The following is a 24,437-nucleotide window of genomic DNA, read 5'->3' on the forward strand; positions in this document are numbered from 1 at the left end:
CCCGGGGGGTCAGCCTCCCGCCACCGCCGAGTAGATCCCCACCGCCGTGCCGAACGGGGCCAGCGTCTCGCCCGCGTCCGCGAGGATGTCGCGGACGGTCCGGGCGAACCGCCGCAGACGGCTCGGCTGGGGCTCCGGCAGCCGGGCCTCCTCCTCCAGCTGGGCCACCGCCGTGTCGAGTTCGGCGGCGTCCCGCTCCGGGAGCTCCGCCCGGACCTGGGCGATCTCCGTGCGGAGCTGCTCGATCAGCTCCAGCAGCGCGGGCGCCTCGGGGGCGGCCACCCCGTCGTTCACCGTGCCCGTGCCGTCACCGACATTGCCGATGTTCACCTTCGCGTGGTCGCCGGACACGCTGCCGACGGGGCCCTTGAAGGTGTTGCGTACCTCTGCCATGGAGATCAGGTCCTTCTGTCGTGGTCCCCCGGGACGGCTCGGTGCCGTTCCGGGCTGGTACGGACGCCCGCCCGCGGGACGCGGGGCGGCGCGCGGTCAGGGGGGCGTCTCCTCCCCCGGCCCGGGGGCGGACACCTCGTCGACACGGACGTCGGCGTGGTCGCCGGTCACCGCGCCCACCGGGCCCCGGAAGTCGTTCGTGCGCCGTTCCACCCGGGTGTCGGCCCGCGCGTTGGTGATGACGGTGATGCCGGACGGGGGCGCGGGGAGCGGCACGGGGTCGGCCGGGAGGGTGCGGCGGAGCTCGTCCGCGAGTTCGCCGGGGGTGGTGGTCCGGGGTGCGCGGGGCTCCTTGAGGATCGTGTAGAGGATCTTGCCGACCGGTCCGGCCACCAGCACATTGGTCTCCGCGACCGCCGTACCGGGCTCGTCGGGCCACGGCAGCCGCCGTTCCGGGTCGAGGAGCTGGTGCAGCAGGGCCGCGAGGGCCACCGTGTCGTGCTGCGGGGTGCGCGGCACGCCCGCGTCGCACGCCGGGCGGTAGTAGACGGAGTCCCACGGCGGGGGGACGACCTCCCCGGGCCGCGCCGGATCGGGCGTACCGCTGTGGCCCCAGCCGCTGAGCCGTACCTCGCCGTCGACCAGCGCCAGATTGTCCGGGTGGATGTCGCCGTGGGTCACCGCGTGCCGCCGGTACACCTCGTCCAGTACCTGGGCCGCGTCCACGATCCAGCGCACCGCCCGCTCCGGGGGCACGTCCTCGTTCTCCAGGCAGCGGGTGAACGACCGGCCGCCCACGTCCTCCTGGAGGAACCAGCGCCCGCAGTGCCGCCAGGCGCCCGGCAGCGCCAGACCCGCCTCCCGGGCGACCCGGTCGTACCGCGCGACGGCCGCCGCCGCGTCGCCCTCCTGGAGCCAGGTCGCCCGGTACTTCAGCCCGCGCGCGTCCCGGACCCGGGCGACGAGGACCCCGTCGCGTTCGTCCCGGCTCACGACCTGGAGGCCCTCGCGCAGCAACTGCACGGTCTCCGGCGTCTGTTCCTCGGCCGCCCGGTGCCGCCCGCTGTCGAACCAGCGTTCCACGATCGGGTTCACCCAGGCCAGGCTCGCCGGATCGCGGCCCTCGCGGCGCAGCAGCCCCAGATCGATGTAGTCGGCCAGCTCACCCGACTTCGTGTCGCTCCAGCCCGCCTTGACGTCGCTCTCCCAGCGGCTGTCCTTGAGCCGGTCCGCGACCTCGAACAGCAGCGGCGGGATCTTCTCCGGCGCGTCGTACTGGTCGAGCAGCCCGGTGACGGCGCCCTCGCTGGTGGCGATGGAGTGCACCGCCTCCCGTACGAGCCGCGGATCGATCACCCGGCGGTCCCGGTCCTTCAGCAGCTTCGCCAGCGCCTCACCGAGCAGATGCAGATGGTACGGATGCCCCAGGGTCGCCTCGTACGCGGCGATCGCCGAACGGTTCAGGACCTCCACCCGCGTCCCGCCGCCGTCGTCGGGGAAACCCTGGTGGATGACCTCCAGCGCCGGGTCGGAGTCCAGCAGCCCGATCGGCAGCGGCTGCGCGATGTCGGTGTCCAGCTTGGTGCCCCCGAGCAGGGTCTCCAGCTGGGCGTGCGTGCACGAGCCGCTGAACAGCAGCGCGATCTCACCGCGCTGGGTGAGGTCCCGCAGCATCCCGAACGCCCGGCGCTTCGCCTCGACGTCCGACTTGTAGCCGCGCAGCAGGTCCTGGCACTCGTCGATGATCACCAGCGGCTTGACGACGTCCCCGGGCCACATCGTCCGGCGCACCCCGTCCCACCACGCGGCGAACGACGCCACCTCCACCGGTTCGCTGCGCCGCCGCAGCTCCGCCAGGGACGCCGACGGGTCCGCGTCCGGGTGGACCCGGCTGAGCAGACCCTCGATGTCCGCGGCGACCAGCGGCAGCAGATTGCGCACCGGATGCTCCTGCGACTGCCCGCTGACCAGCGCCGGGAACAGATGCGGCACCGGCCAGCCGGACGGCGGCGGCAGCTCGTCCCCGGGGGAGTTGCGCAGCCTCCGCAGATGCTCGATCAGCGAGGTCTTGCCCGCGCGCCGCGCGCCGGTGATGAACTGCGGGCTGACCGGGGCGTGCGGCGCGTCCTCGAACGCCCGCCGGATCTCCGCCTTCTCCAGCCGGCGGCCCACGAACATGTCCTTGCCGGTGGTGATCCGCGGGGTGAACCGCTGGCGCACCGACCCCCGCCGCTCCAGCGGCTCCACCGGCACCGGATGCCCGACGGGCTCCGACCAGCCCTCGCCGGGGAACCGCCAGCGCAGCGTCAGGGTCACCTCCCGCGCGCGGGAGTCGATGACGAGGGACCCCTTGCGGGACTCCTCCGGCGTCAGCTCCCCGCTCTCCCACTCGTACGCGGCGCCCTCGCAGCCCACCCGCACGACCTCCGGCGGCTGCTGTCCGGCCCGCAGCTCGAACACCGCCTCCACCGGGCCGCTCCCGATCCGGGTCGCCCGCGGCTCCGCCAGCACCGGCTCGCCCTGCTGCAACCGCCGCTGCGCGGTGTGCTGCCAGTGGACGCGCAGTGCTCGCTGCACGGTCAGGACGGGCGGGCCGAACGCGCTCTCCCGCAGCAGGGTGTCCTCGGCGAGCGGGTCGCTCTCCGCGAGCGCGGCGGCGGTCCGCGCGGTCAGCTCGGCCACGGAGTCCGTGCCGGGTCCGCGGGGCGCCAGCCGGGCCGTCGCGAGGATCAGCCGCGCCTGCCGGTCCCAGCATCCCGCGAGCCGTTCGGCGACGGCCCCGGTCAGCGGGTCCACCCCGGCCGTGAGGAATGCCATGAACCGGGCCACCCGCTCGGGCAGTTCCGTGTCCGGCGGCAGCTCCGCGATCTCGGCGGCCAGCCGTACGGCCTCCCCGGGCGGCGGACCGACGGACGGCGCGGCGGGACGTTCCAGCAGCTCACGGGCGGCCGTCACCGGGTCCGGATGGCCGTGCCGGGCGCACAGCTCCTCCAGCGGGGCCCTCACCTCCGCGGGGCTCGCGCCGCTGTCCCCGGCCTCCCGCAGCCGGGCCAGCGCCGCGCCGACCCGGCCCATCCCGGCGTACGCGCGGAACTGGTGCAGCTTGCGCGCGGCCACCTCGCGGCGCTGGTCGGGACCCTTGCGGTTGCCGTGCTGACGGGTGCGGCGCAGGAACGACAGCAGCCGCGGCGGGTCGTCCGCCAGATGCCGCGCCACCCGGTCGATCTGCTCGGGCGGCAGGACCGGTACGCCCTTGGAGTTGAGGATCTCCGGCAGATCGGCGGCCAGCGCGTCCGTGACGAGACGGGCCGCCGGCCGGTCGCGCTCCCCGGCCAGCCGGTAGTGCGCGATCGCCTCGTCGGTGAGCCGGCCGTCCCCGCCGCGGTGCGCGAGGAGCGCCGCGACCGCGGCGGCCCGCATCCCCGGCTGCCCCGGCCGCAGCTTGCCGTACTCCAGCAGCAGCGCCGCCGCCGCCGCGGGCCGCCCGCACATGCCCTGCCCGGCCCGCAGCCCGACCTGCGCCCACACATCGCGTTCGGTGCGCCACCAGTGCGGCGCCGCCGTGAGCAGGGCGTCCGCCCGCTCGTAGCGGGCGCGGGCGTAGTCGAGCTGGACGAGGATCTCCTGGCGGATCTGCGGGGTGCCCGCCAGATCGGACAGCCCGCGGATCTCGTCGTCCGTCTCCTCCTTCTCGGTGGCGCTCAGCTCGGGCAGGTCGTGCAGCCGGATCAGGCACATCGCGGCGGCGTTGGCGATGCCCGCGTGCCAGGGCCGCTCCTTCACCAGCTCCCGCGCGTACGCGGCGGCGGCCTCCCAGTCCTCCCGCTCGGCCGCCACGATCATGTCGGTGGCGTCGGCGAGCAGTTCGGGCGGCGCGTCCCGCTCCGCGAGCCGCGCCTTCTTGTGCGCCTTGAGCGCCGTGGTCAGCGAGCCCCGGTTCGGGGTCGGCCGGTAGCGGATCAGCGCGTGCTGGTCGAGGAAGTCGACGGCGGTCCCGTACGACTCCTCCAGCAGCGCCACCGCCCGCTCCCGCGGGGTACCGGCGTCCAGCCGCACCCGGGGCCGGACGACCTGCACCGCCTTCTCGGCGCGCTGCCCCTCCGGGTCGAGGAGGTACGCCGCCTCCGCGCAGCTCTGGTTGCGGGTCAGCGCCTGCTGCGCGTAGGTGACCCGGCCGTCGCCGTCCCCGAGTTCGTCACTGGCCTTCGCGAGGGTCAGATAGTGCTCGAAGCCCGCGTCCGGCCGCAGATGCGCGAGCAGCGCGTCCCGCAGCTCCGGGAGCCGGCCCGCCTCCCGGGCGATCCGGACCGCCGGACCCAGCAGCTCCGGGTGGGCCCCGGTGTCGTCGATCCACCGGGCGAGCAGCTCCCACGCCTCGGCCGTCATCCGCGCCGTCTCCAGCACCATCACCAGGGCGGCGGCGGTCGCCGGTTCCGGCGGCTGGAGCGGGAACAGCTCCCGGACGGTGGCGACATGGCGTTCCCGGCCGCCCCGGTCGAGCCGGATCGCCTTGCGGACGGCGTCGGCGGCGAGCCGGAAGTGATGGGTGCTCGGGGCGTTGCGGCACTGGGCGACCAGCCGGGCGGCGGTCGACTCCGCCTCGGTGACGTACAGCGCGGCGCGCGGCGGCCGGTGCGCCGGGGTCCGCGCGGCCTGCCCGCGCACCACCGGGGCGGGCCGGTGCGCGGGTTGCGGCACGGCCCGGCCGGCCGCCCCGAACAGCTCCGCAAGCTCCCGGTTCTGCTGCGCGGTGAACCACCGGGTGGTGACCCGCGCGTGGTAGACGAACGTGTCGGCGGCGGCCGTCAGCCGCCCCGTCGCCGCGTACGCGCAGCCCAGGTTCCAGGCGGCGCCCGCGGTCAGCCACATCTCGTCCGCGTAGGCGCTGTGCAGCCGCAGCGCGTCCTCGGGGCGGCCGGAGATGATGAGCTGGCCGAGCGCGTTGCCGAGGGCGACGGGATGGGCGCGGACCGCGTCGGTCCACAGATCGACCAGATCGTTCTGCGTCGCCAGGGCCGGGGGGTTCTGCGCCCGCCAGATCGCGACCAGGGACGCCTCCGGCTCCACGATCCGCACCAGATGCGGCTGGATCTCCTGGCGGTCCCCGCGCACCGGAGAGCCCACGTCCTCCCGGACCGGCGGGCACGCCGGGTTCAGCTCCTCCAGGATGCTGCCCGCCCGCGCGGCCTGGTCCCGCAGATGCAGGATGCGCGGCAGCCGCTCGGGGGAGATCCACTGCACACAGCTCTGGAGCACCTCCACGGCCTCGTCCCAGTACCGGTGGTCCATCAGCCAGGCCGCGAGGTCCCGCACCGCGAAGTCGTCCCGGATCTCCAGGACGGCCTTGATGACCAGGTTCAGGGTGCCCGGCGGCGGCAGGCTCATCCGGGTGGACCGCAGATGCGCGAGGACGGTCGCGAGATCGCGGCCGGGGCGGGGCCGCCCCGAGCGCGCCTCCGCGAGCAGTTCGGGCAGCTGCCCCTCGAACAGGGCCTGCGCGTCGTCGGGTTCGCGGTCCCCGGTCCGGAAGGGACCCGACCCGTACGCGGGGGTCCGCTGCGGTGCGGAGGCCCGCTCCAGGCGTTCCTCCAGCGGCTGCGTCCAGTGCGGTCCGGCGCCCTTGGCCCGTGCCTGGCCCAGCTGTTCGCGGGCGAGCCCCAGATCGGTGCAGCGGCGGTCGAGGGCGACCCGCGCCAGCTCCACATGGTGCCGCCAGCTCAGCTCGCCCCGGGCCGCCTCGATCCGGCCGGTCGCCGCGCGGGCCGCCGCCAGATCGCCGCGTTCGCGGTGGATACGCATCAGCAGATACGCGGCGGGCGCCGACGGGTTGGCGCGCAGCAGTTCGTCGAGGAGCCGGACGGCGTCGTCGGTCCGGCCCCCGTCGTGGAGCTCCTTGGCCCGCGCGGCGAGCGCCGGTTCGTCCACCGGCGCGGCGGCCGGGTCGGGCGCGGCGGCCGTGGCACCCGGGGAGGCCGTGGCACCCGGCGCGGGCGCCGGGGCCGGGGCCGGTACGCGCGGCAGCGGCGAGGGCGCCCCGAGCCGCCCGCAGTACGCGTCGACGGCCGCCCGCTGGTCGGGCGCCACCACCCCGGGCAGGACCCGCGCGAACACCCGCAGCGACTCCAGCGCGGCCCCGTCCCGCCCGGCGGCGGCGTACGCGCACGCGATGTTCCACACGGCGGCGGCCCCGAAGTACTGCGTGTGCGCGTACCGCGCGTACAGCGCGAGCCCGGAGTCCGGGTCCCCGCCCCGCACGTACCAGCCGACGGCCCGCCCCAGCGCGACCGGCGACCCCTCCGCCACGGCCCGCGCGAAGTACGCCGCGGCCCCGAGGGGTTCCACCTCGCCGGTCCCGCCCTCCGGCGCGCTGCCGGTCCCGGTCCCGGTCCCAGTCGCGGTCCCGGATCCGGTCCCGGTCCCGGTCCCCGGTGGGTCCTCCAGCAGGGGGACGAGGGTGAGCGCGTCGTGGGGGAGGGGGGTGCCGTCGGCGGGGGTGGTGGGGTGCGGGGTGCTGTCGGCGGGGGTGGTGGGGTGCGGGGTGCTGTCGGCGGGCAGCGGACCGTGCGGGTCGGCGTGGGTCGGCAGCGGGGGGAGCGGGTCGGTACCGGTCGGGAGCGGGGGGTGCCCGAGGGCGAACACCGCGTCGGCGCCCGCCCGGTCGCCCTCCGCACGCAGTTCCTCGGCCAGCGCCTGCCAGTGCCGCCCGCGATGCGGTTCCGTGAGCGTGGCCCGAAGGGCCGCCCCGCGCTCCGGCGAACCACGGTCCAGCAGCCGCGCCGCGACCTCCACGGGGTCCTCGGGCGGTGGGCCGGGGGTGGGGCGGGGGACGGAGTCGGGTACGGGTGCGGGGTCCTGCGCCGGGTCCGGTGCGGAGGGGCCGGGTACGGGTGCCGCTTCGGGTACGGGTACGGGTTCGGGGTCCTGCGCCGGGTCCGGTGCGGAGGGGCCGGGTACGGGTGCCGCTTCGGTTACGGGTACGGGTTCGGGGTCCGGCGCGGAGGGGGCGGGCGCGGGGTCGGGTACGGGTACGGGGTCCTGTGCCGGGCCGGACCGGGCGGACGCGGACTCCTGCTCCACGGTGGACGCGGACTCCTGCTCCACGACCTCCAGATAGCGGACCGCGGTGTCGAGGTCGCCCGCCGCGAGATACATCTCGGCGGTCCGCAGATGGAGCCGCAGCAACCCGGCGTGCTCGTCCGCGTCCCCGTCCGCCTCCGTGCTCGGCCCACCGCGCGTGCCGTGCGGGGACGGGGACGGGGACTCGGACGTGGACGGGGAGTCGGGCCGGGCCACAGCCGGGGCCAGGGACCGGTCGGCGGTGTGGAGCCGACGGGTCACCTCCAGCCGCCGGTGTTCCGCGCCGAGGAGTTCGGCGCCGTCCTCCGCGCGGTCGATGTCCCCGCGCTCCAGCGCGGCGTCGACCGCGTCCCGCAGCGGACCGAGCACCGCCGCGTCCTCCGGTCCCGCACCGGCCACCAGCCCGTCCGCCCAGTCCCGCAGTTCGTCCAACGGCGCCAGATGGGCGCGCAGTTCGTCGTCCGGCAGCCCCCAGGTGCTCACGGCGACGGCGATCCGGTGCCGGAAGCGGGGACCCGCCGCCGTGAGCGCGTGGCGGGCGACCGCCACGAGGACCGGTGTCCCGCCGGGCGTGCGTGGCGCGTCCGGGTCCGGCCCCGGGTGCAGAGCCGCGGCGGCGACGGGCGCGAGCGGGCCCGTGAAGCCCTCCGCGCCGGTGAGCGCGCCGTCGCCGCCGGTCCACAACCGCTGCGCGCCGAGCAGGAGTTGCGCCAGCGCGGCGGCCTCGGGTCCGCCGTCCGCGCGGGCGGTCCGGACCATACGGGTGAGCAGATCGCCGTCCCCGCGCGGGCCGCCGGGGTCCGGGGCGGCCGCGAGCGTACCGCCGCGCAGCAGGGCGCGGCGGCGGAGGGCCAGCAGGGCGGGTACGGCGATCCGGCACAGCTCGTCCGGCGTGAAGGCGGCGCCCTCCGTACCGTCGTCGAGGAGGAACGCGGACACGACGCGGCCCGTCTCCTGGATGTCGTCCTCGGACCAGGTGAGCACCCCAACCCCCGCGCTCCGCTTGCCGTACGGGTACCGATGGTATCCAGCGTGGCCGGAATCCGACGCGGTGTCACCAGGGTCCCGTCATCACGCGGTCGCCCGCCCGTCGCGCACAGAGACGCCGCCGGGGCCCGCGCGGTTCGCGCGGGGGCGTACCGGATACGGCCGTGCGCCGGTACGGGGCCGGGACTACGCTCGGTGCGGGTTCCGTACCGGGGCGTGTGCCACGGGGTGCGTGTCTCCGGGCCCGCCGTCCACGCCCGACCGGGGGAACGCGTGTGAACGACCATCCGAATCTGCTGCCGGAGGACCGTCCGGCGTACGAGAGGTGCGTCGACCAGGGCATCCGGACGCTGCGGGCCAGCCCGTCGCCGCCCGACCCGCGGCTGTCCGAGGTCCTGCGCACGATGGCCCTCAACGCGACGTTCCAGGTCAACGAGTCGGCCGCGCCGGAGTACGAGGAGTACGTCCGGCGGCGGGCGGCGGCGCGGGCCTCGCCCGGGTGGGCGTCCGACGCTGGTGACGCGTTCGCCGGGGCCGCGCCGACGACAGCGCCCGCACGGAAGCCGTTCCCCCGTGGGCGGGTGGCGCTCGTCGTGCTGGGCTTGCTGCTCGGCGGGTCGGCCCTGGCCGTACTGCTGCTCGGGGAACCGGGCACGGCCGCGGTCGTGCTCGGTGCGGTGGCCGCTCTCACGGTCCTCGGCGCGGTGCCTCTCCGGGGTCTGGGGGCCGCCCGGCTCCCGAAGCCCTTGCGACGGCGGCGCCCGGCCCCCGAGCCCGTCGCCCAGGCCGGGCGGGCGGACGGGCCCACGAGGGGCCACGACCTCCGGACGGCCAGGCGGGAGTGGGAGGCGGCGCTTCTGTACCGGGGCGTGCTGCCGTTCCTGCGGACCGCGCTGGAGTCCTCCGCCGAGGTGCGCCTGGACGCACGGCTGGCGGATGTGCGGAGCACGAGGACCATCCGGCTGAGGCCCACCGCCCGGCGGCGCGTCTCGGAGCGCGGTCCGGGGTACGGACCACCGCCCGCCGCCGACTCCGGGACCACGACGGACACCCTGGACCGCCCTTGGCCGGGAGGCAGCGAACGGGACCGCCCCTGGCCGGGAGGCAGCGAACCGGACCGCCCTTGGCCGGGAGGCAGCGAACGGGACCGCCCTTGGCCGGGAGGCAGCGAACCGGACTTCTCCAGCCCCGACTACGGCGCCTGGGACGCCGCCGATGAACCGGACGAGGACGAGCCGCCGTACGACGACCCGGAGCGCGAGCACGGGAGCACCGAGCCGGGCGCCGGATGGGGCCCGTCGAAGACACCCGGCAGGGACCCCGGCGAGGACTCAGGTCCGCCGGACCCCGAGCCACCCGTACGCGCCGACCCGCCCCACCCGCACGGAGGCTACGGCCAGGCACAGCCCCCCGCGCACGCGTACCCGCAACCGCAGTACCCGTATCCCGGCGGGCGTCCGCACCCGGGTACGGGCGGCCGCCCGCACCCTGGCCTGCCGTCGCGGAGAGTCCGCCCGCACCCGGAGTACCCGAGCGCCCGCCCGCACCCGGACACCACCGGGCGGCCCGACCGGGACACCCCGCCGCCCCCCGACCCCCGCCGTATGGTCGTGGAACTGGTCGAGCAGGCACCGCCCGGCACGGAAGTGCCCCTCCAGGTGCAGATCGTGCAGGACCGGTCGGCGGACGACCGCGCGGAACCGGGCATCGCGCTGCGCGCGTTCGCGGTCCCGGCGGACGGGGCGCGGCTGCTGATCACCGTGCACGCGCCGGGGCTGATCGCGCTGGGCGACCTCCAGCAGGAGGTGACGGTCCGGCCCGGCACCGACTCCGATGTGCTGACGTTCGGGCTGCGCACGGCGGCGGAGGGGCTGCGCGCGGTCACCGTACGGGCGTTCCACGCGGGGACGTTCCTGGGCGAACTGCGGGTCCAGCTGTCGGTGCGGCACGGCACCCCGGCCCGTTCCGGCCCGCCGCGTGTGGCCCCGCTCGCGTCGGTCGCCTTCGACCCGGGCGAGGTGACCCTCCAGGTGCTCAGGGGCGAGGACGGCTCGTACAGCTTCCAGCTGATCAGCGAGACCTGCTACGCCCCGGAGTCGTTCCGGCTGCTCGGCGGCGACCCCCGGTGGATCGCGGACCGGGTGTACCGGGAGCTGCGCCAGGCGGCGGCCGAGTCGGGACCGGGCTCGGACGGGGTGGCGGGGGCCCGGCGGCTGCGGAACCTGGGCGTCGAGATGTGGGCGTCGGCGGTACCCGAACCCGTACGGCGGCAGTTCTGGGCCGAGGCGGACCGCATCTCGTCGGTGACGGTGCTCGGCGCGCACGACCTGGTGCCGTGGGAGCTGCTGTACCCGCTGGACGGCGACTGCGAGGGCGAGGGGTTCCTGTCGGAGTGGCTGCCGGTGATCCGCCGGACGTTCGGCCAGCAGCGGGTCCGGGAGCTGGATCTGTCCCGGGCCGCGTTCGTCGTGCCGCCGGACTCCCCGGAGGGCGCGGCGGAGGAGATCGCGTCGCTGCGCCGGCTGTTCGGCGCGGGGGTCACCGACCTCGGGGTGTTCACGGAACGTTCGGCGGTCAGCGGTCTGGTCGAGAGCGGGTTCGGGGGGCTGCTGCACTTCGCGTGCCACAACACGTTCAGCGACGAGGGCTCGCAAGTGGCGATGGCGGACGGCCCGTTCGACCCGATCGACCTGGCGTACGCGACGCACTCCCGCTCGCTGCGGGACTCGCGCCCCCTGGTGTTCTTCAACGCGTGCCGCAGCGCCGGCGAGATCGGCTGGTACGCGGCGAGCCTCGGCTGGGGCACGCAGTTCCTGCGCTCGGGCGCGGGAGCGTTCGTCGGCACCCTCTGGCCGGTCCGCTCCGACGCGGCCCACGACTTCGCCCGCGCCTTCTACACCGAACTCCTCACCCGCGACCGCACCCTGGGCCAGGCGTCCCTCCACGCCCGCAGAGCGGTCCGCCGCGGCGACGGCGACCCGACGGGCCTGGCATACGCGGTGTACGGCAGCCCGGCGGCCCGTGCGGGTCGCCTTCGCTAGCGCTTCCGAGGTCCGTCCGGCTGGACGTACTTGTCCCTGTGCCGTCGCTCGTGGGGTGCGCAGTTCCCCGCGCCCCTTTGGGGCGCACCCTGTGGGTCCTTCGGGTTGGTGCCGGTCGGGATTCTCCGTCCTCGCTCCAACGCGCTCGGTACGACGTCCACTGACCCGACTGAAGAGCATCGGAGTCTGCGGGCAGAGATTCCCGCCCACCCCCTTCGGTAGCCGAGCGCCCGCACGGGGAGGGTGGTTCAACCCCGCCCGGCCCGGAGCCTGACCACACCCGCAGGCCGAGAACAGCCCCCACCCGAAGGACAACACCAGCCAGGCAGCGCCCCGACAGGGGCGCGGGGAACTGCGCACCCACGTGAGTACCCGCACGGAATGAGGTACGCCCAGGAATGGAACCCCAGGGGCGCGGGGAACTGCGCACCCCACGAGCGACGGCACAGGAACGAAGTGCGCCGCGCCGGACAGCCCTGGGAAGCGCAAGCGAAGGCGACCCGCAGGGAACTGCGCGAAACCACCGAGCGACGGCACCGGAAACAAGTACGCCCAGCACAAGAATCCCAGGGGCGCGGGGAACTGCGCACCCACGTGAGTACCCGCACGGAATGAGGTACGCCCAGGAATGGAACCCCAGGGGCGCGGGGAACTGCGCACCCCACGAGCGACGGCACAGGAACGAAGTGCGCCGCGCCGGACAGCCCTGGGAAGCGCAAGCGAAGGCGACCCGCGGGGAACTGCGCGAAACCACCGAGCGACGGCACGGGGAACAAGTACGTCCCGCCGGACAGACCTCGGAAGCGCAAGCGAAGGCGACCCGCAACCAACTCACCTCCCCCACAGGTCTTGGGTCCGACGCCCGCTCGCACGGCGGGCGTCGGACGACCGGTACCGAGGGGACCCCATGAGATCTGTAGACAGGCGAGAAGGACGTTTCGCGGACCGCCTCACGAGCCGCTCCGCCGCCGCGTGCCTGGCGGTCGCGGGAATACTCGCGGGCGTGCTGGTCGGCAACTCCGCGCTGGGAACCGTGCCCGGCTGCGGATTCGGCAGTGACGCCTACCCGTCCCAGACCGCCGGGGACTGGACCGCCCACGCGGATCACGTGGTCGTGGCCACCCCGGTGAAGGAGCGGAGCATCAACAGGCGGGACTACGAGGAAGGCCGGACCTTATACGACGTGGAACGCGAGGTGACCTTCCGCGCCGATGACGTCCTTTGGGGTACGGAGCGCCCCGGACGTCCGGTAGGCGCCGAGTTCGAACTGGTCGCTCCCGGCTGGAGGGTGATCAGGGCGTCGGGCGACCGCTTCGACCATACGAACGCGAACGCGCCCCGCTTCGAAACCGGCCACACCTACCTCCTCGCCCTGCGATGGGATGCCGGCCGGTGGGCCGTGCTCGGGGAGGGCGCCGCCGTCCCCTTCGACGACCGCACGGTCGGCCAGGGCGAATGGTGCGGGCGCGACCTCAGCAAGGAGGACGTCGCCCGAGGCGAGCGCTTCTCCCGCCCGGACGACACCAGCCTTGAGGAATCCCTGCTGGGCCGGAACGCGCAAGCGGTCACCCGTGAACTCGACAAGGCGAGCAGGAAGTGACCACCGGAGCCGTGCGGCCGCCGGGCGGGCGGGAAGCGGACCGCCTGTCGCCGCACAGTCCGCCCGCGTGCCCTGCCAGCCGGTCACACCTGCGGTGACCTGCTGAGACCCGTACAACCAATGGCCGCCTCCGACGGTCCTGCTCGACAACCTCTGATCAACGGATCACGGATCACGGATCACGGCCCGACGGGCCGCTGTCCGTGGCCGACCAGGACTGAAGGACTCGATGAACCCAGCCAGACGCACCACCGCCACAGCCTTGGTCCTGGCCACGGCGGGCGGGGTGCTCCACGCCACTGCCGCGCCCGCCTCCGCGGCGGTGAGCTGTACCTCCCCTGTCTTCAAGCGGCAGGTCTTCGCGAACACCACGTTCGCCGGTACGCCGAAGAAGACGGACTGCGACTCCGCGATCGACCAGAACTGGGGTACGGGCGCACCCGCGTCCCGCGTGCCGAAGGACAACTTCGGTGTTCGCTGGACCGTGACCCGCGACTTCGGCTCCGGTGGCCCGTTCACGCTGAACGTGGCCGCTCAGGACGGCATCCGGGTGTACCTCGACAACAGCCGCAAGGTCGATCTCTGGAGGAACGTCTCCGCGACACAGAAGAAGACCGTCAACATCAACGTCCCCTCCGGCAAGCACACCCTCCGGGTCGACTTCGTCAACTGGAGCGGAAAGGCGAACGTCAAGTTCGGCTACCAGCCGCGGACCGCGGCGTCGGTCGACAGGGTCAAGCCCCTTGCTCCGACGGCTCCGGCCGTGTCGTACAGCGCCTCGACCGGCAAGGCCGAGCTGACCTGGGCGAAGAACAAGGAGATGGACCTCGCGGACTACCGTGTGTTCCGCCGCGCCAAGGGAGCCGCCTTCAGCACCAGGCCGCTCGCGACGACGATCTCCACGACGTACACGGACACCACCCTGCCCAAGAACGGGGACGTGTACTACTACGAGGTACGGGCCCGCGACAAGGCAGGCAACCAGTCGGCGGGTACGGCCGACAAGGGCGTCACGACCGCCGACCGTACGGCGCCGGACCGGGTCAGGGGGATCTCGGCGGAGGGCACGACCGCGGGCAACACCGTCCACTGGCTGGCCTCCTCGAAGGACGTCCGCCACTACGAGGTGTCGGGCGCACCGGTGGGACAGCAGGACGCGGACGGCCCCGTCGTCGTCCCCGGCACCTCCTACACGGACCCGGCGGCGGTCGCCGGTACGCCCGTCACGTACACCGTGCGCGCGGTCGACGCGGCCGGGAACAAGTCCGCGGTGTCCCAGCCCGTCTCGGTCACCCGGCCCGCGGCTTCCGCCGTGCCCGCCCCGTCCGCGCTCCGGGCCGAACCCCTGGACGCCTTCACCGACGTCACCTGGTCCGGCGCCGACGGTTCCGACGCCGCGGTCACCGGTTTCCACGTCTATCGCCGCACAGCGTCGACCGGTGCCTGGGCCCTGGTGGGCAAGGCCGCCGCGTCCGCCACCTCGTACCAGGACACGTCGGCTCCGAAGGGCCGCGCGTACTACTACGTCGTGGCCGTGGACGACGGTGACGCCGAGTCGGCCCCGTCCGGCACGACCACCCTCGACCGCCGCACCCCGGCCACCAGCGACGGGCCGCGCGCACCGCGACTCGACCTGATCTCGTCGGGTTCCACCCGGTCACCCATCATGGTCGGCATCAAGCCCGGCGCGGGCGACGAGAAGAGGCTGCTGAGCGGCTACTCCTGGAACATCTCCGGCGCGTGCGGCGACAGCGGCCTGGGCGGCATGACGACGACCACCACGATCTCGTGGACACCCCCGTACAACGGCCCCTGCGCGGTGACCGTGTTCGCCGTGGACACGTACGGAAGGCAGGGCGAAACGGCCGGCCAACTGGAGTTCATGGTCAACCGCTGACCCCGGAACCTCGCTGTACAGAGGGAGAGCCGACCCCCTGGGCTCTCCCCCGACCTCGGGCGGCCGAGGGCGTCACGGCCGTGCATTCGACAGAAGGGCACGTCAGCCTCTGCGGCCTTGGAGCCATCAGGCGTGGTTGTCAGTGCCCGGTTCTAGGGTGCCCCCATGGCGACATTTCGATCCGGTTTCACGCTCAGGCGCATGGTCAAGGAGGCGCGGGAGCTCACCGAGCACGCCACCGTGCGGGAGCGGATCGACGCGGTTTTGCACATAATGGGTGGCCCTGGTGGGACGTACGGCAAGGGCAGACCGCTGGTGGAGGCCTTGGAGGATGTCGCCCAAGAGGCCCTTCTGCACGAGGACATCGCGTTCGCTCAGCGCTTCCAGAGGTTCGCCGGCTACGCCGGCGGCAGCCTCTTCCTCGACACCGTGGAGTACTACTACGACGAGGGGGCTCGGCGGCGCAGCGAGGAGTACATGCGGCGGATGGCCGCCTTGGGTGCCGAGCGAGCGGTGGCAGTCCTGGAGGCATTGTGCGCCGACAACCCTGACGCGAGCGCCGCCGATGCCCATGCCCTCTTTCGCGGCATCGCCCGATCTACCGACCATCTGGGAATCGGAAGCGGAGAGGGCGGGATCCAGCTGTCCACCAGGGACTTGAAGTACCTCCAGCGACATGGCCACATGGAGCTGGTCCTACGGAACCTGCCCCGGCCAGCCACCGCCGAGACCGCCCGGATGATGAGCGATGTCCTGGCGGACGCCGACGCGGGAATGCTGGCCCAACTGCTCGAACTGAAGGCCAGACGGGCCGGCCTTGCGTCCCTGCGTGCTGTGGTGGACCACTCGGACAGCTCCGAGAGCGCGCTCCACGCCTGTCTGAAGAACCAGGAGTGGATCTTCGGTGGTGCCTATGTGGCCGAGCTTGCCCGCCGTCAGTACACCCCCGAAACCATTCTCGACATCCCGCTGCTGCGTGGTGACGGATCTCTCCACGTGGTGGAACTCAAGCGCGCCAACATCCAGGACCTGGTGATCCGGCCCAGCGGCCACCTCATGCTGGGTGCGCCGGCACACCGCGCGGTCTCCCAGGCGCAGAACTACCTCCGGGCCATGGACGAGAACCGACAGACCATCCTCGCGCGGTACGGCATCGATACTCGCAGGGCCTCGGCGACGGTCGTGATCGGGCACCCGCAGTACGTGAGAGGGAGCATCACACCCCAGGAGGTCGCGGAGACGCTGCGAACCTACAACACGCACATGGCACGCATAGAAGTGATCACGTACGAGACCCTGCTGGAGTCGGCATCCCGGATGCTGGCGCTCTCGTCGGCAGGTCAGGACCCCACCCCGATCGAGGACCCCACGGCATGAACGACACCACTCCTGGGATCGAGTCGCTCCTTGCGAGCCTCTGCGGTGGCGCGATCACCGGCAAGGATTACATCGGCTACTTCCTCAACGAGCACGGAGAGGAACTCGTTTTCGCTCAGCGCAAGGGCGAGAAGACGGCCCGGCTCTGGCACAGCGACGCGGACTGGAAGATGTTCCGTATTGGTGATCATTCGATACGGGTGGACGGACCCATGGACGGGATGATCACCATCGGCGATCTGATCATCGATCGCTCGGAGGCGTCATGGCTGTCCTCCTGCCTGGCAGCCTCCCGTCATATGCGCTCCAGGCGCTGATGGCGACTTCGCAACGTGGCGCTCGCGAGCGTCGCCCCTGGTGGCGAAGGACGACCTTTGACCTCTGGCGATCATGCCTCCGAATTTGCGGCGCACTTCTGCGACAATTCGGTGGGACTGATTCGAATGGAATGCTGACGGAGAGTGGTGGCGGTGCTGTTCGAGTGACGTGTAGAAATCGGAAGGTTCGTCCACCCCGGATGGCCGACACTGCACGGCTCATCTGAGAAAAGCGTCATCGATCCATTCCCCAAGCCATGCGTCATGGATGGTTGAAACTGCCCGTATATTGAGTCATGACTGAGGGGCGGCTCCTGGGTCGTGACGGAATCCGAGCATGCTGCTCACCGAATATGCGATTTCGATCAGGGCATTCTGTGGCACCTGTGGAATGATATATCGATTGAGTTTCATGAAGTCGACGAAATCGGCAGGCAGCTCGATTGCGTAATGCTGAACATAGGGCGCTAGGTCTGTGCGCCAAATAAATGTTCCGTCGGTCAGGACGGAGGGGCCTCCAGGCACATGAAATGCCCCGCCGATGAGATCGGTCGTGGATTCCATGACATCGAGCACCGGGTAGCCGGCATTCAAGTATTGAAAAACGTCTCGCCGTGAATAGTCGGATGCCTCGGCGCGGGCCTTCGGGAGGGTCTCCGTGTAGACCGGTGAATCCGTCTTTGACATTTCCCTGAAGAATCCGACGGTTCTCATCAACTCGCTCCTGTGATCGGCAAGAAGACACGCCAGTTCCCATTGTTGGCGATCTGAGGTGCCTGACCCGGGCCCAGAACCGGGTTCGTGCCTACCATATCGGTAGGGGCGCGCACAGTGACACCTAGTTCATTGGCGAGCTGTTGGGCGATGCCTGACCCATCCGCTCCGGAATGGCAGACCATGAGACGGAGCGGACCCCCATTGTAGTGGGGATTGTTCATCACCGCATCGGCCAGCTGGCCGCCATTGACATTGCCCCCGGGCAGGCCCAAGAAGCCATCGGGAGTTCCATGGGCGACCACGTCGTGCTCGCCGGCGTTCTGCACATTGCGGAAATTGCGCATGCTGGACCCGTCATCGCCGACCAGTGTTCCCGTTGGGCCATGAGTGACCGGCGCGCCGGACGGGATTCCGCTGTCCTCCATGTAGTCCATGTCCCTCATGCCTGAGCATGGGGAAAGGCCCAGGGCATCGAACGCACTATGGGGATTGTGGACGTAGGCGGTCGGGTTGGGGGCTGGTGCGAGGCCGAGAGGGTCGGGGGTGAGGTAGCGGGCGGTTTCGGGGTCGTAGTGGCGGAAGTAGTTGTAGTGAAGGCCGGTTTCGGGGTCGTGGTACTGGCCGGGGAAGCGGAGGGGGGTATAGGTGGTGGCGTTGGTATTCCAGGTGGTGGTGCCCCAGAGCGTGGTGCGGGTGTGCCAGGCGATGTCGCCGGATTCGTCGATGAGTTCGGTGGGTGTGCCGATGAGGTCGGTGGCGATGGCGAAGAAGCGCTGGTCGATCACCGACTGAGGTGCGTGAGCGTCAAGGATGCGTTCGGTCTGGGCGAGTGGACGCAGACCGTGGTGGTCCCAGCTGAGGGTGACGGGGTGGGGGAGCCCGGTCGCGACCGTGGTCTGTTCGCAGAGGGTGGTGCCGTCCCACGTGAACCGCACTTCCTCGTGGACGGTCTCACCGTCGTCGTGGAGGCGTTGTTTGACGGTGCGGCGACCCAGAGGGTCGTAGCGATAGCGCCAGCGGGTGCCGTCGGGAGTGGTGACGGCGGTGAGGCGGTCCTCGGGATCCCATGTGTAGTGCCAGGTGTCGGGTTTACGGGAGAGCCTGGTCTTCTGGCGCAGAGAGATGCGGCCGAGGGCGTCGTGTTCGTAGCGGATGTTTCCGGCACGGGTGATGGCGGTGCCGGTGTAGCTGCGGGGTCCGGTGGCTTCGTGCCCGGGGTGCGTGGTGGGCCAGGAGGCCGAGGTCTGGTTACCGAGGTCGTCGTAGGTGTAGGTCTCGCTCCAGTTGGTGGCGGTGACGGCGGTGACCCGGCCGGCGGTGTCGAGATCGAAGCGGGACGGGCCGCGGAGCGCGTCGTCGACGGTGGTGAGGTGGCCGTCGGCGCGGTAGGTGTAGCCGCGGTGGTTGAGGGTGCGGTCTCCTGCGGTCAGGTGTTGGGCGGCGAGGCGGCCCGCGAGGTCCCAAGCGGATGTGACGGTGAGAGTGTCGTCGTAGGAGCGTTCGCGTTCCCGCCCGGCTTCGTCATGGGAGAAGGTGATGCGGTGGCCGCCGGGCGTGAGGTGACTGCGCCGTCCGGTGGCGTCATGTCCGTAGGTGGTCCGGTGACCGGTGGGGGTGATCCGGTGGGTGCGACGGCCGACTCTGTCGTATCCATAGGTGGTGATCCGGCTGTTGACCATCTCTGTTTTCAGCAGTCCGCGCCGGTCGTACTGATGGATGAGCTCGCTGTCCGGGCCGATGGCGTGAACGAGTCGCCCAGCCGCGTCGTACGCGTAGGTCGTCGTGGTGCCGCCTGCGGTCTTGCGGGTCACGCGGCCGAAGCAGTCCCGTATGAACGTGAGTTCTCTCCCGCTTGCGTCGGCACGGCTCATGACCCTCCCGGCCGCGTCAAGGATGTAGGTGAGAGTGCGCCCGTCGAAGTCCGTCTCGGAGACGAGCCGCCCTGCCGGGTTGAAGGCGTAGCTCCAGCTACGCCCCACCGGATTGGTGACTCTGGTGAGCCGCAGCTCGGAGTCGTGATGGAAGGCGTACCGCACGCCGTCCGGGCCGGTGCGGGCCGCGAGGAGATCGAAATGGGTGTACTCGAAGTGGACCGTCTGGCCCATGGGGTCCGTGAGGCTGGTGCAGTTGCCCTCGCCGTCGTATGTCCAGATTCTCACTGAGCCGTCGGGCCCGGTGCGGCGTGTCAGCTCACCGTCGACGGTCCACTCAAGTCGTGTGATTGCGCCGAGGGGATCCGTGATGTCTAGGGGACGGCCGTAAGCATCGCGTTCGTACCGGGTGGTGGAACCGGCGGGATCGGTTACTTCCATGAGCAGTCCGGCAGGGTTGCAGCGGATCGTGGTCACTGCGCCGAGCGCGTCCCTGATGGAGGAGATGTGGCCACTGCTGTTGTAGGTGTAGTACGTAGTGTGGCCGGCCTGGTCGGTGGTCGCCGTACGGTTGCCGTGTTCGTCGTGTTCTTGACGTTGGCAGGTGCCGTCCGGGGCTGTGAACTCGGCGAGCAGGCCCAGTTCGTTGTACAGCATGCGCAGTTCGGTGCCATCGGGGCGGGTGGCGGTGATGAGCCTTCCGTCGCCGTCGTAGGCGTACGCGGTGTTGTGGCCGAGAGGGTCGGTGTGAGTGAGCCGATGACCGTTGGCGTCGTAGGTGTGGCGGGTGGTGTGGCCGAGGGGGTCGGTGGTGGCGAGGATCCGGCTCTGGCCGTCGATGAGGTGGCGGGTGGTGTGGCCTTCGGCGGTGGTGAGGGTGGTGGTGCGGTGGCCGCTTTCGGGGTCGGGTTCGCTGTAGGTGAGGGTGAGTCGGAAGTGGCCGGCTTCGCCGCCTTCGGCGATCACGCGGTGCCGGTGGTCGTAGGTGTAGTCGTAGCGGCTGTTGTTGGAGTCGATCCAGGCCGTGATCCGGTGGTGGTGGTCGTACTCGAAGGTGAGTGTGGCACCGGAGGGTTTGGCGACGGTGGTGAGGTTGTCGGCCGTGTACCCGTAACGCCGTATCGGGTGGATCTCCTCGCCATCGGCGAGGGCCAGTGCCGTGATCCTGCCGTCTTCGGTGGTGAGGGTGAGGTGGTAGCCGCCGGAGTGGACGAGTGCCAGGGGTGTGCCGTCGTCGGTGCGGTCGATGGTGATGGTGTTGTGGTTGCGGTCGGTGATCTGGACGGCCCAGGCGTTGCCGTCGTCGCCGGGATCACCCGGTGGTGCCGCGAAGCGGTGTGTACGGCCGGTGTCGGGGTCGGTGATCGTGTAGTCGCCGTCGTTCAGGCGGACGAGTGTGGTGCGGGAGGTGCCTGACTCGCTGCGGGTGGGCAGTCCGGGGGCGGGGTGGGGGTAGGTGATCAGTCTGCCGTCGTCGGTGATGTGGATGACACCGATGGCGTCGATTTTCAGGCGTTCGTCGATGGTGGAGGCCCAGGAGGGGCCGAAGAACCGGCCGAGGGTGTAGCCGGACTCGACGCGGCGGGTAAAGGCGAGGGGCAGCACCCCGGGGAGTGCTACGTCTGTCTGGGCGAGGAACATGCGTCCGGTGGCGAGGTCGACGGGGTCGGTGCCGGTGGTGGTCTTCTCGCCGTCGGTACGGTTGTGGGCGCCTTCCGGTGTGTCGTCGACTGCCTTGCGTGCCCGGTTGGTGTCGGCGGCCAGGTCCGCCAGCTCCTTCGCGACCCGGGCGCCTTTGACGCCGGCTCCGGCGCCGCCGGTGGCGGCGGTCAGCAGCAGGTCGGGGACGAGCCGGCCGAAGCCTTCGGCGGGGTCCTTCATGAAGCCGGTGATCATCTGCTTGCCGGCGCCCGCGGGGTCGTTGGCGACCATGACCAGGCCGGCGGCGGTGTTGTTGAGGGCGAGGGCGTACTCGGCGGGGTGGGTGATGTTGTACGGGTCGAGGGGGTTGAGGCTGCGGGCGAATGTGACCAGCCCGGCCGTGCCCTTGACGATTCCCGCGCCGAAGTGGGTCTGGAGCACCTCGTACTCGGCCAGGCCGTCCGCCATCTGAGCGGCGTACGAGGGCTTCGGCGGGGCCGCGTCCCGGGCGGCGGCCACCGCGCCGCGGGCGGTGTCGGCGGCTGTGTTGCGCTGCTTGCGGGCCTCGGCGAGGAGTTCCTGAGCTTCCTCCATCCGGGCCTTGCCCGGGTCGGAGAACTCACCCGGCTTCGGTGGCAGGGTGGACGGGTCCCGATCGTCGGCAGGCTTCGCGTTGTACTGGTCAGCGGCCTTGTTGTACGTGTCGACGCTCGCCTTGTGCGCGTCCAGAGCGTCCTCGGAGGCCTTCGTCCCGGCTTTCCATGTGTCGATCGCGGTCTGTGCCTGCCCCTGTGCCCATTCCACCGTGCCGGCGAAGGCCTCAAGCGCTCCGGCTGCCTTCTCACACGCGTCGGCGGCTTTGAACCACTTCGGGGGTTCGATCTTCACCGTGGTGCGGAACGCGTCCGCGGCCTGCCCCTTGAGCGCGGAGGAGTCCAGCCCTCCGAGTCCTTTGCCGACGCTGTCGAAGGCCTTCTGGAGATCCTTGAGATGGGCGGCGGTGGAGCGCAGTTTCGACGGGGACCCGTAGACGAGTCTGGTCTTGTCGTCGCTCTGCCCGAGGTCGAGTTCGTCGACTTCCGCGCCCATGCGGTTGGCGAGGGAGCGGGACTTGTCCCGGACCCAGTCGGATCCCGATTCCCAGCCGACATCGTCGAGCCGGTCGGCGGTCCAGTCCCCGGCGTCCTCGACCCGGTTGCCGACCCACTCGGTCCCCTTCTCGACCGCGTTCTCCACCGAGTCCGGAGTGAGGTCACCGACGATGTCCCCGATGCCCATGGATTCAGTTCCCCCCGTTGCCCTGCTGCTGCGCGGTCCGTTCCTCGGGTGAGGGCCCGTACGTGCTGTCGACGGCTCGTTCGAACTGCTCCTGGTCGACGCCGATCAGGTCGTTGATCGCGCTGACGCGCTGTCCGCCCATTCCCTCGGTCAGCACCGTCCGGCTCGTGTCCTTCCAGGTCTGAGCCGCCTCGGCCTTCGCCTGGTCGAACGACTCCCGGCTGTAGTCGGGGTCCAGATAGTCCGGCCTGAGGACCTCGCCCCACTCCTGCTTCACGATCTCGTCCTCCGAGGCGTGCGGATTGCCGAGGGCCGCGTTCACCGCGACCTTCAGCGTGCCCTCGACATACCGGTCCTCCTCCCAGACCAGCCCCGCCGCCAGCCCGAGCTTCGCCGCGATCGTGTTCGCGTCCTGGACCAGCGCCCGTACACCCCACTCCCAGCACTCGCAGAAGTCCTCGAAGTCCGTCGAGAGCCCGTGGTGTCCGGCCTCCACCCCTGTCATCGACAGATCCGAGAGTCCCTTGCCCATCAGCGAGCCGGTGTTGGTGCCGAACTCGCCCAGCTCGGCGATCGCGGCCCGCAGCCCTGAGGTGATCTGCTGGACACTCTCCCGGGAGACGCCGAGGTCCTCGGCCCCGCCGTCCATCAGCCCCGGCCCGCCGCGTCCACGGCCACCGCGTCCGGCACGATGCCCACGACCGGCGGAAACAGCATCGACCCGTCCCCATCGGCGACATTCACCGCCACCCCGGCCGGCGCCCCCAGCGCGGGAACCACCTCATCCAGCAGCCGGGCCCCGCGCACCTGAGCGAACTCCCACGACCGCCCCGCCTCCCCACGCGCCGCCGCGAACCGCGCGAACGCCTCCTCGTCCGTGAAAGCGCACACCCACCGCACCCCGCCGAACTCCGCCCTCCACAGCCCACCGCCCGCCACCGGCACCAGAACGAGAGCCCGCCGCAACTCACCCACCAGCGCTCGCGGATCCCCCGCCCCCGCCCGCCGCTCAGCGATCCGCCCCGCCAACCCTGTCCCCGTATCCATCACGGAACCCCCTCCGGCTCTCGAACCCACAAGCACCGTAGGCCCCCGCCGAGCGAGGCCGCCAGGAAACACGGCGGTTGGGGCCCGCTCCCGAGCCCGGCCGGACGCTATGGCCCGGAGACCACGAGCGCGATCAGCGGTGGTCGGGCACGCACACGGACACGCGACCCTCAATTGGTCTAGACAAAAACTAAGCCCCGGGCCGCTGGCCTGGGGCTTAGTTTTTGGAGCGGGTGACGAGAATCGAACTCGGGCTCTGAGCTTGGGAAGCAGCCGGGACTTCGACCCGTAGCCTCTGACCTGCGGCAAGGTTAATGTTGCGGTGTTTGCGGCCAGCTCCTGAGTAGCCCCTGACGACCGCTGCTTACCGCCCCTACTGGCACGTTGTGGCACGACCTTAAGTGCGATGGGAGGGATCGGGTCACCCGTGCAGATTCTGGGGCCAGGATGGCTCGGAACTGGATGGAGGCGCAGCCGGACCTCAGGGCCTCGTCAGTCGGCCCGTCGCGGGGTACGAGGCCCATTCGGGCTCACGATGCGTGACAGGTGGGAGGACGCGGGCAGAGAGAGCCGCTGCGGAATGCTCGTCTGCCTCCGTCGAATTCCTTTGATCCTTTGCCAAACCGTCGATCTGGGCCAGGAGATTTATGGTCGGAGTCCATTTGGCCAGGAGATCCATCAGGTCGGGCAGGGAAGCAGCGCAGGTGGTGATTGTGGATCCGTAGGTGTTGCCCGTCAACACGATGACGAATCGGGGCACACGCGAGTGCCTCTCGTACACGACCAAGTTCAGCGGCAGGTGACGGTCGTGAGCGCAGCGGCTGTCGATCTTGTCTGCGAATCCGTCTGCGGCGAGCCAAGGATCGAATTCTGCCGCGCGGAGATCGTCATAGAAGTCGCCGGTGCCCGCCTCCGGTACAGGATCGTAGGCCAGGTCGACCCACTCCCCGCAGGAGTACATCTGTTCATGTGCCCCAAGCCTGGTTCCGTTCCGGACCGGAATCTGATTCTCCCGAATTGAACCTTACCGCCCATGATCACAGGACCGTGAAAGGTACCGCCGCTGGCCTCGTTGTTGGTCTGGGATGCCGTACATTGCCGCCGGTGGTTGCGGTCTGTGCGGTGCTCTTCCACCAGTCCACTCCCGTTCGCATCGTTCGAGACGACCATCGTGCATCAGCAGTATCGGGGCGC

11 protein-coding genes are annotated in these 24,437 nt (G+C 71.4%); 5 read left to right on the plus strand and 6 right to left on the minus strand.

What is annotated here, in order from left to right:
• Positions 1-9: 9 nt before the first annotated feature.
• Both OG711_RS20910 and OG711_RS20915 read right to left on the minus strand, forming a co-directional pair.
• Positions 10-393 carry a hypothetical protein gene (locus OG711_RS20910; protein ID WP_073787469.1) on the minus strand — a complete coding sequence of 128 codons (384 nt, stop codon included), beginning with the start codon at positions 391-393 and terminating at the stop codon, positions 10-12.
• 96 nt (positions 394-489) lie between these two features.
• Positions 490-8,454 (minus strand): hypothetical protein, encoded by a 7,965-nt coding sequence (locus OG711_RS20915; RefSeq protein WP_329560034.1) that lies wholly within the window; start codon positions 8,452-8,454, stop codon positions 490-492.
• A gap of 278 nt (positions 8,455-8,732) precedes the next feature.
• On the opposite strand from OG711_RS20915, the gene OG711_RS20920 reads away from it, so the two are divergent.
• The 5 genes from OG711_RS20920 to OG711_RS20940 all read left to right on the plus strand — a co-directional run bounded on the left by OG711_RS20920 (position 8,733) and on the right by OG711_RS20940 (position 16,689).
• Positions 8,733-11,498, plus strand: a complete 2,766-nt coding sequence (locus OG711_RS20920; protein WP_329560035.1) for a CHAT domain-containing protein — start codon at positions 8,733-8,735, stop codon at positions 11,496-11,498.
• Between the two features lie 907 nt (positions 11,499-12,405).
• On the plus strand, positions 12,406-13,098 hold the full coding sequence (locus OG711_RS20925) for a hypothetical protein (protein ID WP_329560036.1): 693 nt from the start codon (positions 12,406-12,408) through the stop codon (positions 13,096-13,098).
• Between the two features lie 229 nt (positions 13,099-13,327).
• A complete protein-coding gene (locus OG711_RS20930; RefSeq protein WP_329560037.1) occupies positions 13,328-14,995 on the plus strand; it encodes a fibronectin type III domain-containing protein in 1,668 nt (555 codons plus the stop codon).
• A gap of 201 nt (positions 14,996-15,196) precedes the next feature.
• Positions 15,197-16,372: a Shedu anti-phage system protein SduA domain-containing protein gene (locus OG711_RS20935; RefSeq protein WP_266517506.1), complete on the plus strand. Its 1,176-nt coding sequence runs from the start codon at positions 15,197-15,199 to the stop codon at positions 16,370-16,372.
• The gene (locus OG711_RS20940) at positions 16,369-16,689 is read left to right on the plus strand and encodes a hypothetical protein (RefSeq protein ID WP_266517503.1); all 321 of its coding nucleotides are present in this window, start codon (positions 16,369-16,371) and stop codon (positions 16,687-16,689) included. The genes OG711_RS20935 and OG711_RS20940 overlap by 4 nt, the downstream gene beginning before the upstream one ends.
• A gap of 294 nt (positions 16,690-16,983) precedes the next feature.
• On the opposite strand, the gene OG711_RS20945 is transcribed toward OG711_RS20940, so the two are convergent.
• Genes OG711_RS20945 through OG711_RS20960 form a run of 4 tightly spaced genes read right to left on the minus strand, consistent with a single transcriptional unit; the run spans position 16,984 to position 23,243 of the window.
• Positions 16,984-17,403 (minus strand): hypothetical protein, encoded by a 420-nt coding sequence (locus tag OG711_RS20945; RefSeq protein WP_266517500.1) that lies wholly within the window; start codon positions 17,401-17,403, stop codon positions 16,984-16,986.
• On the minus strand, positions 17,403-22,196 hold the full coding sequence (locus OG711_RS20950) for a putative T7SS-secreted protein (RefSeq protein ID WP_329560038.1): 4,794 nt from the start codon (positions 22,194-22,196) through the stop codon (positions 17,403-17,405). The genes OG711_RS20945 and OG711_RS20950 overlap by 1 nt, the downstream gene beginning before the upstream one ends.
• 4 nt (positions 22,197-22,200) lie before the next feature.
• On the minus strand, positions 22,201-22,845 hold the full coding sequence (locus OG711_RS20955) for a hypothetical protein (RefSeq protein WP_266517494.1): 645 nt from the start codon (positions 22,843-22,845) through the stop codon (positions 22,201-22,203).
• The gene (locus OG711_RS20960; protein ID WP_266517491.1) at positions 22,845-23,243 is read right to left on the minus strand and encodes an SseB family protein; all 399 of its coding nucleotides are present in this window, start codon (positions 23,241-23,243) and stop codon (positions 22,845-22,847) included. Before OG711_RS20960 ends, OG711_RS20955 begins: the two co-directional genes overlap by 1 nt.
• Positions 23,244-24,437: the final 1,194 nt, after the last annotated feature.

The sequence above is a fragment of the Streptomyces uncialis genome (assembly GCF_036250755.1).
Classification (GTDB): Bacteria; Actinomycetota; Actinomycetes; order Streptomycetales; family Streptomycetaceae; genus Streptomyces; species Streptomyces uncialis.

What these genes read in the sequence shown, in the direction of transcription:
- OG711_RS20910 (WP_073787469.1), bottom strand. Translation starts at nt 393, where the DNA reads ATGGCAGAGGTACGCAACACCTTCAAGGGCCCCGTCGGCAGCGTGTCC.
- OG711_RS20925 (WP_329560036.1), top strand. Translation starts at nt 12,406, where the DNA reads ATGAGATCTGTAGACAGGCGAGAAGGACGTTTCGCGGACCGCCTCACG.
- OG711_RS20930 (WP_329560037.1), top strand. Translation starts at nt 13,328, where the DNA reads ATGAACCCAGCCAGACGCACCACCGCCACAGCCTTGGTCCTGGCCACG.
- OG711_RS20935 (WP_266517506.1), top strand. Translation starts at nt 15,197, where the DNA reads ATGGTCAAGGAGGCGCGGGAGCTCACCGAGCACGCCACCGTGCGGGAG.
- OG711_RS20940 (WP_266517503.1), top strand. Translation starts at nt 16,369, where the DNA reads ATGAACGACACCACTCCTGGGATCGAGTCGCTCCTTGCGAGCCTCTGC.
- OG711_RS20945 (WP_266517500.1), bottom strand. Translation starts at nt 17,403, where the DNA reads ATGAGAACCGTCGGATTCTTCAGGGAAATGTCAAAGACGGATTCACCG.
- OG711_RS20950 (WP_329560038.1), bottom strand. Translation starts at nt 22,196, where the DNA reads ATGGGCATCGGGGACATCGTCGGTGACCTCACTCCGGACTCGGTGGAG.
- OG711_RS20955 (WP_266517494.1), bottom strand. Translation starts at nt 22,845, where the DNA reads ATGGACGGCGGGGCCGAGGACCTCGGCGTCTCCCGGGAGAGTGTCCAG.
- OG711_RS20960 (WP_266517491.1), bottom strand. Translation starts at nt 23,243, where the DNA reads ATGGATACGGGGACAGGGTTGGCGGGGCGGATCGCTGAGCGGCGGGCG.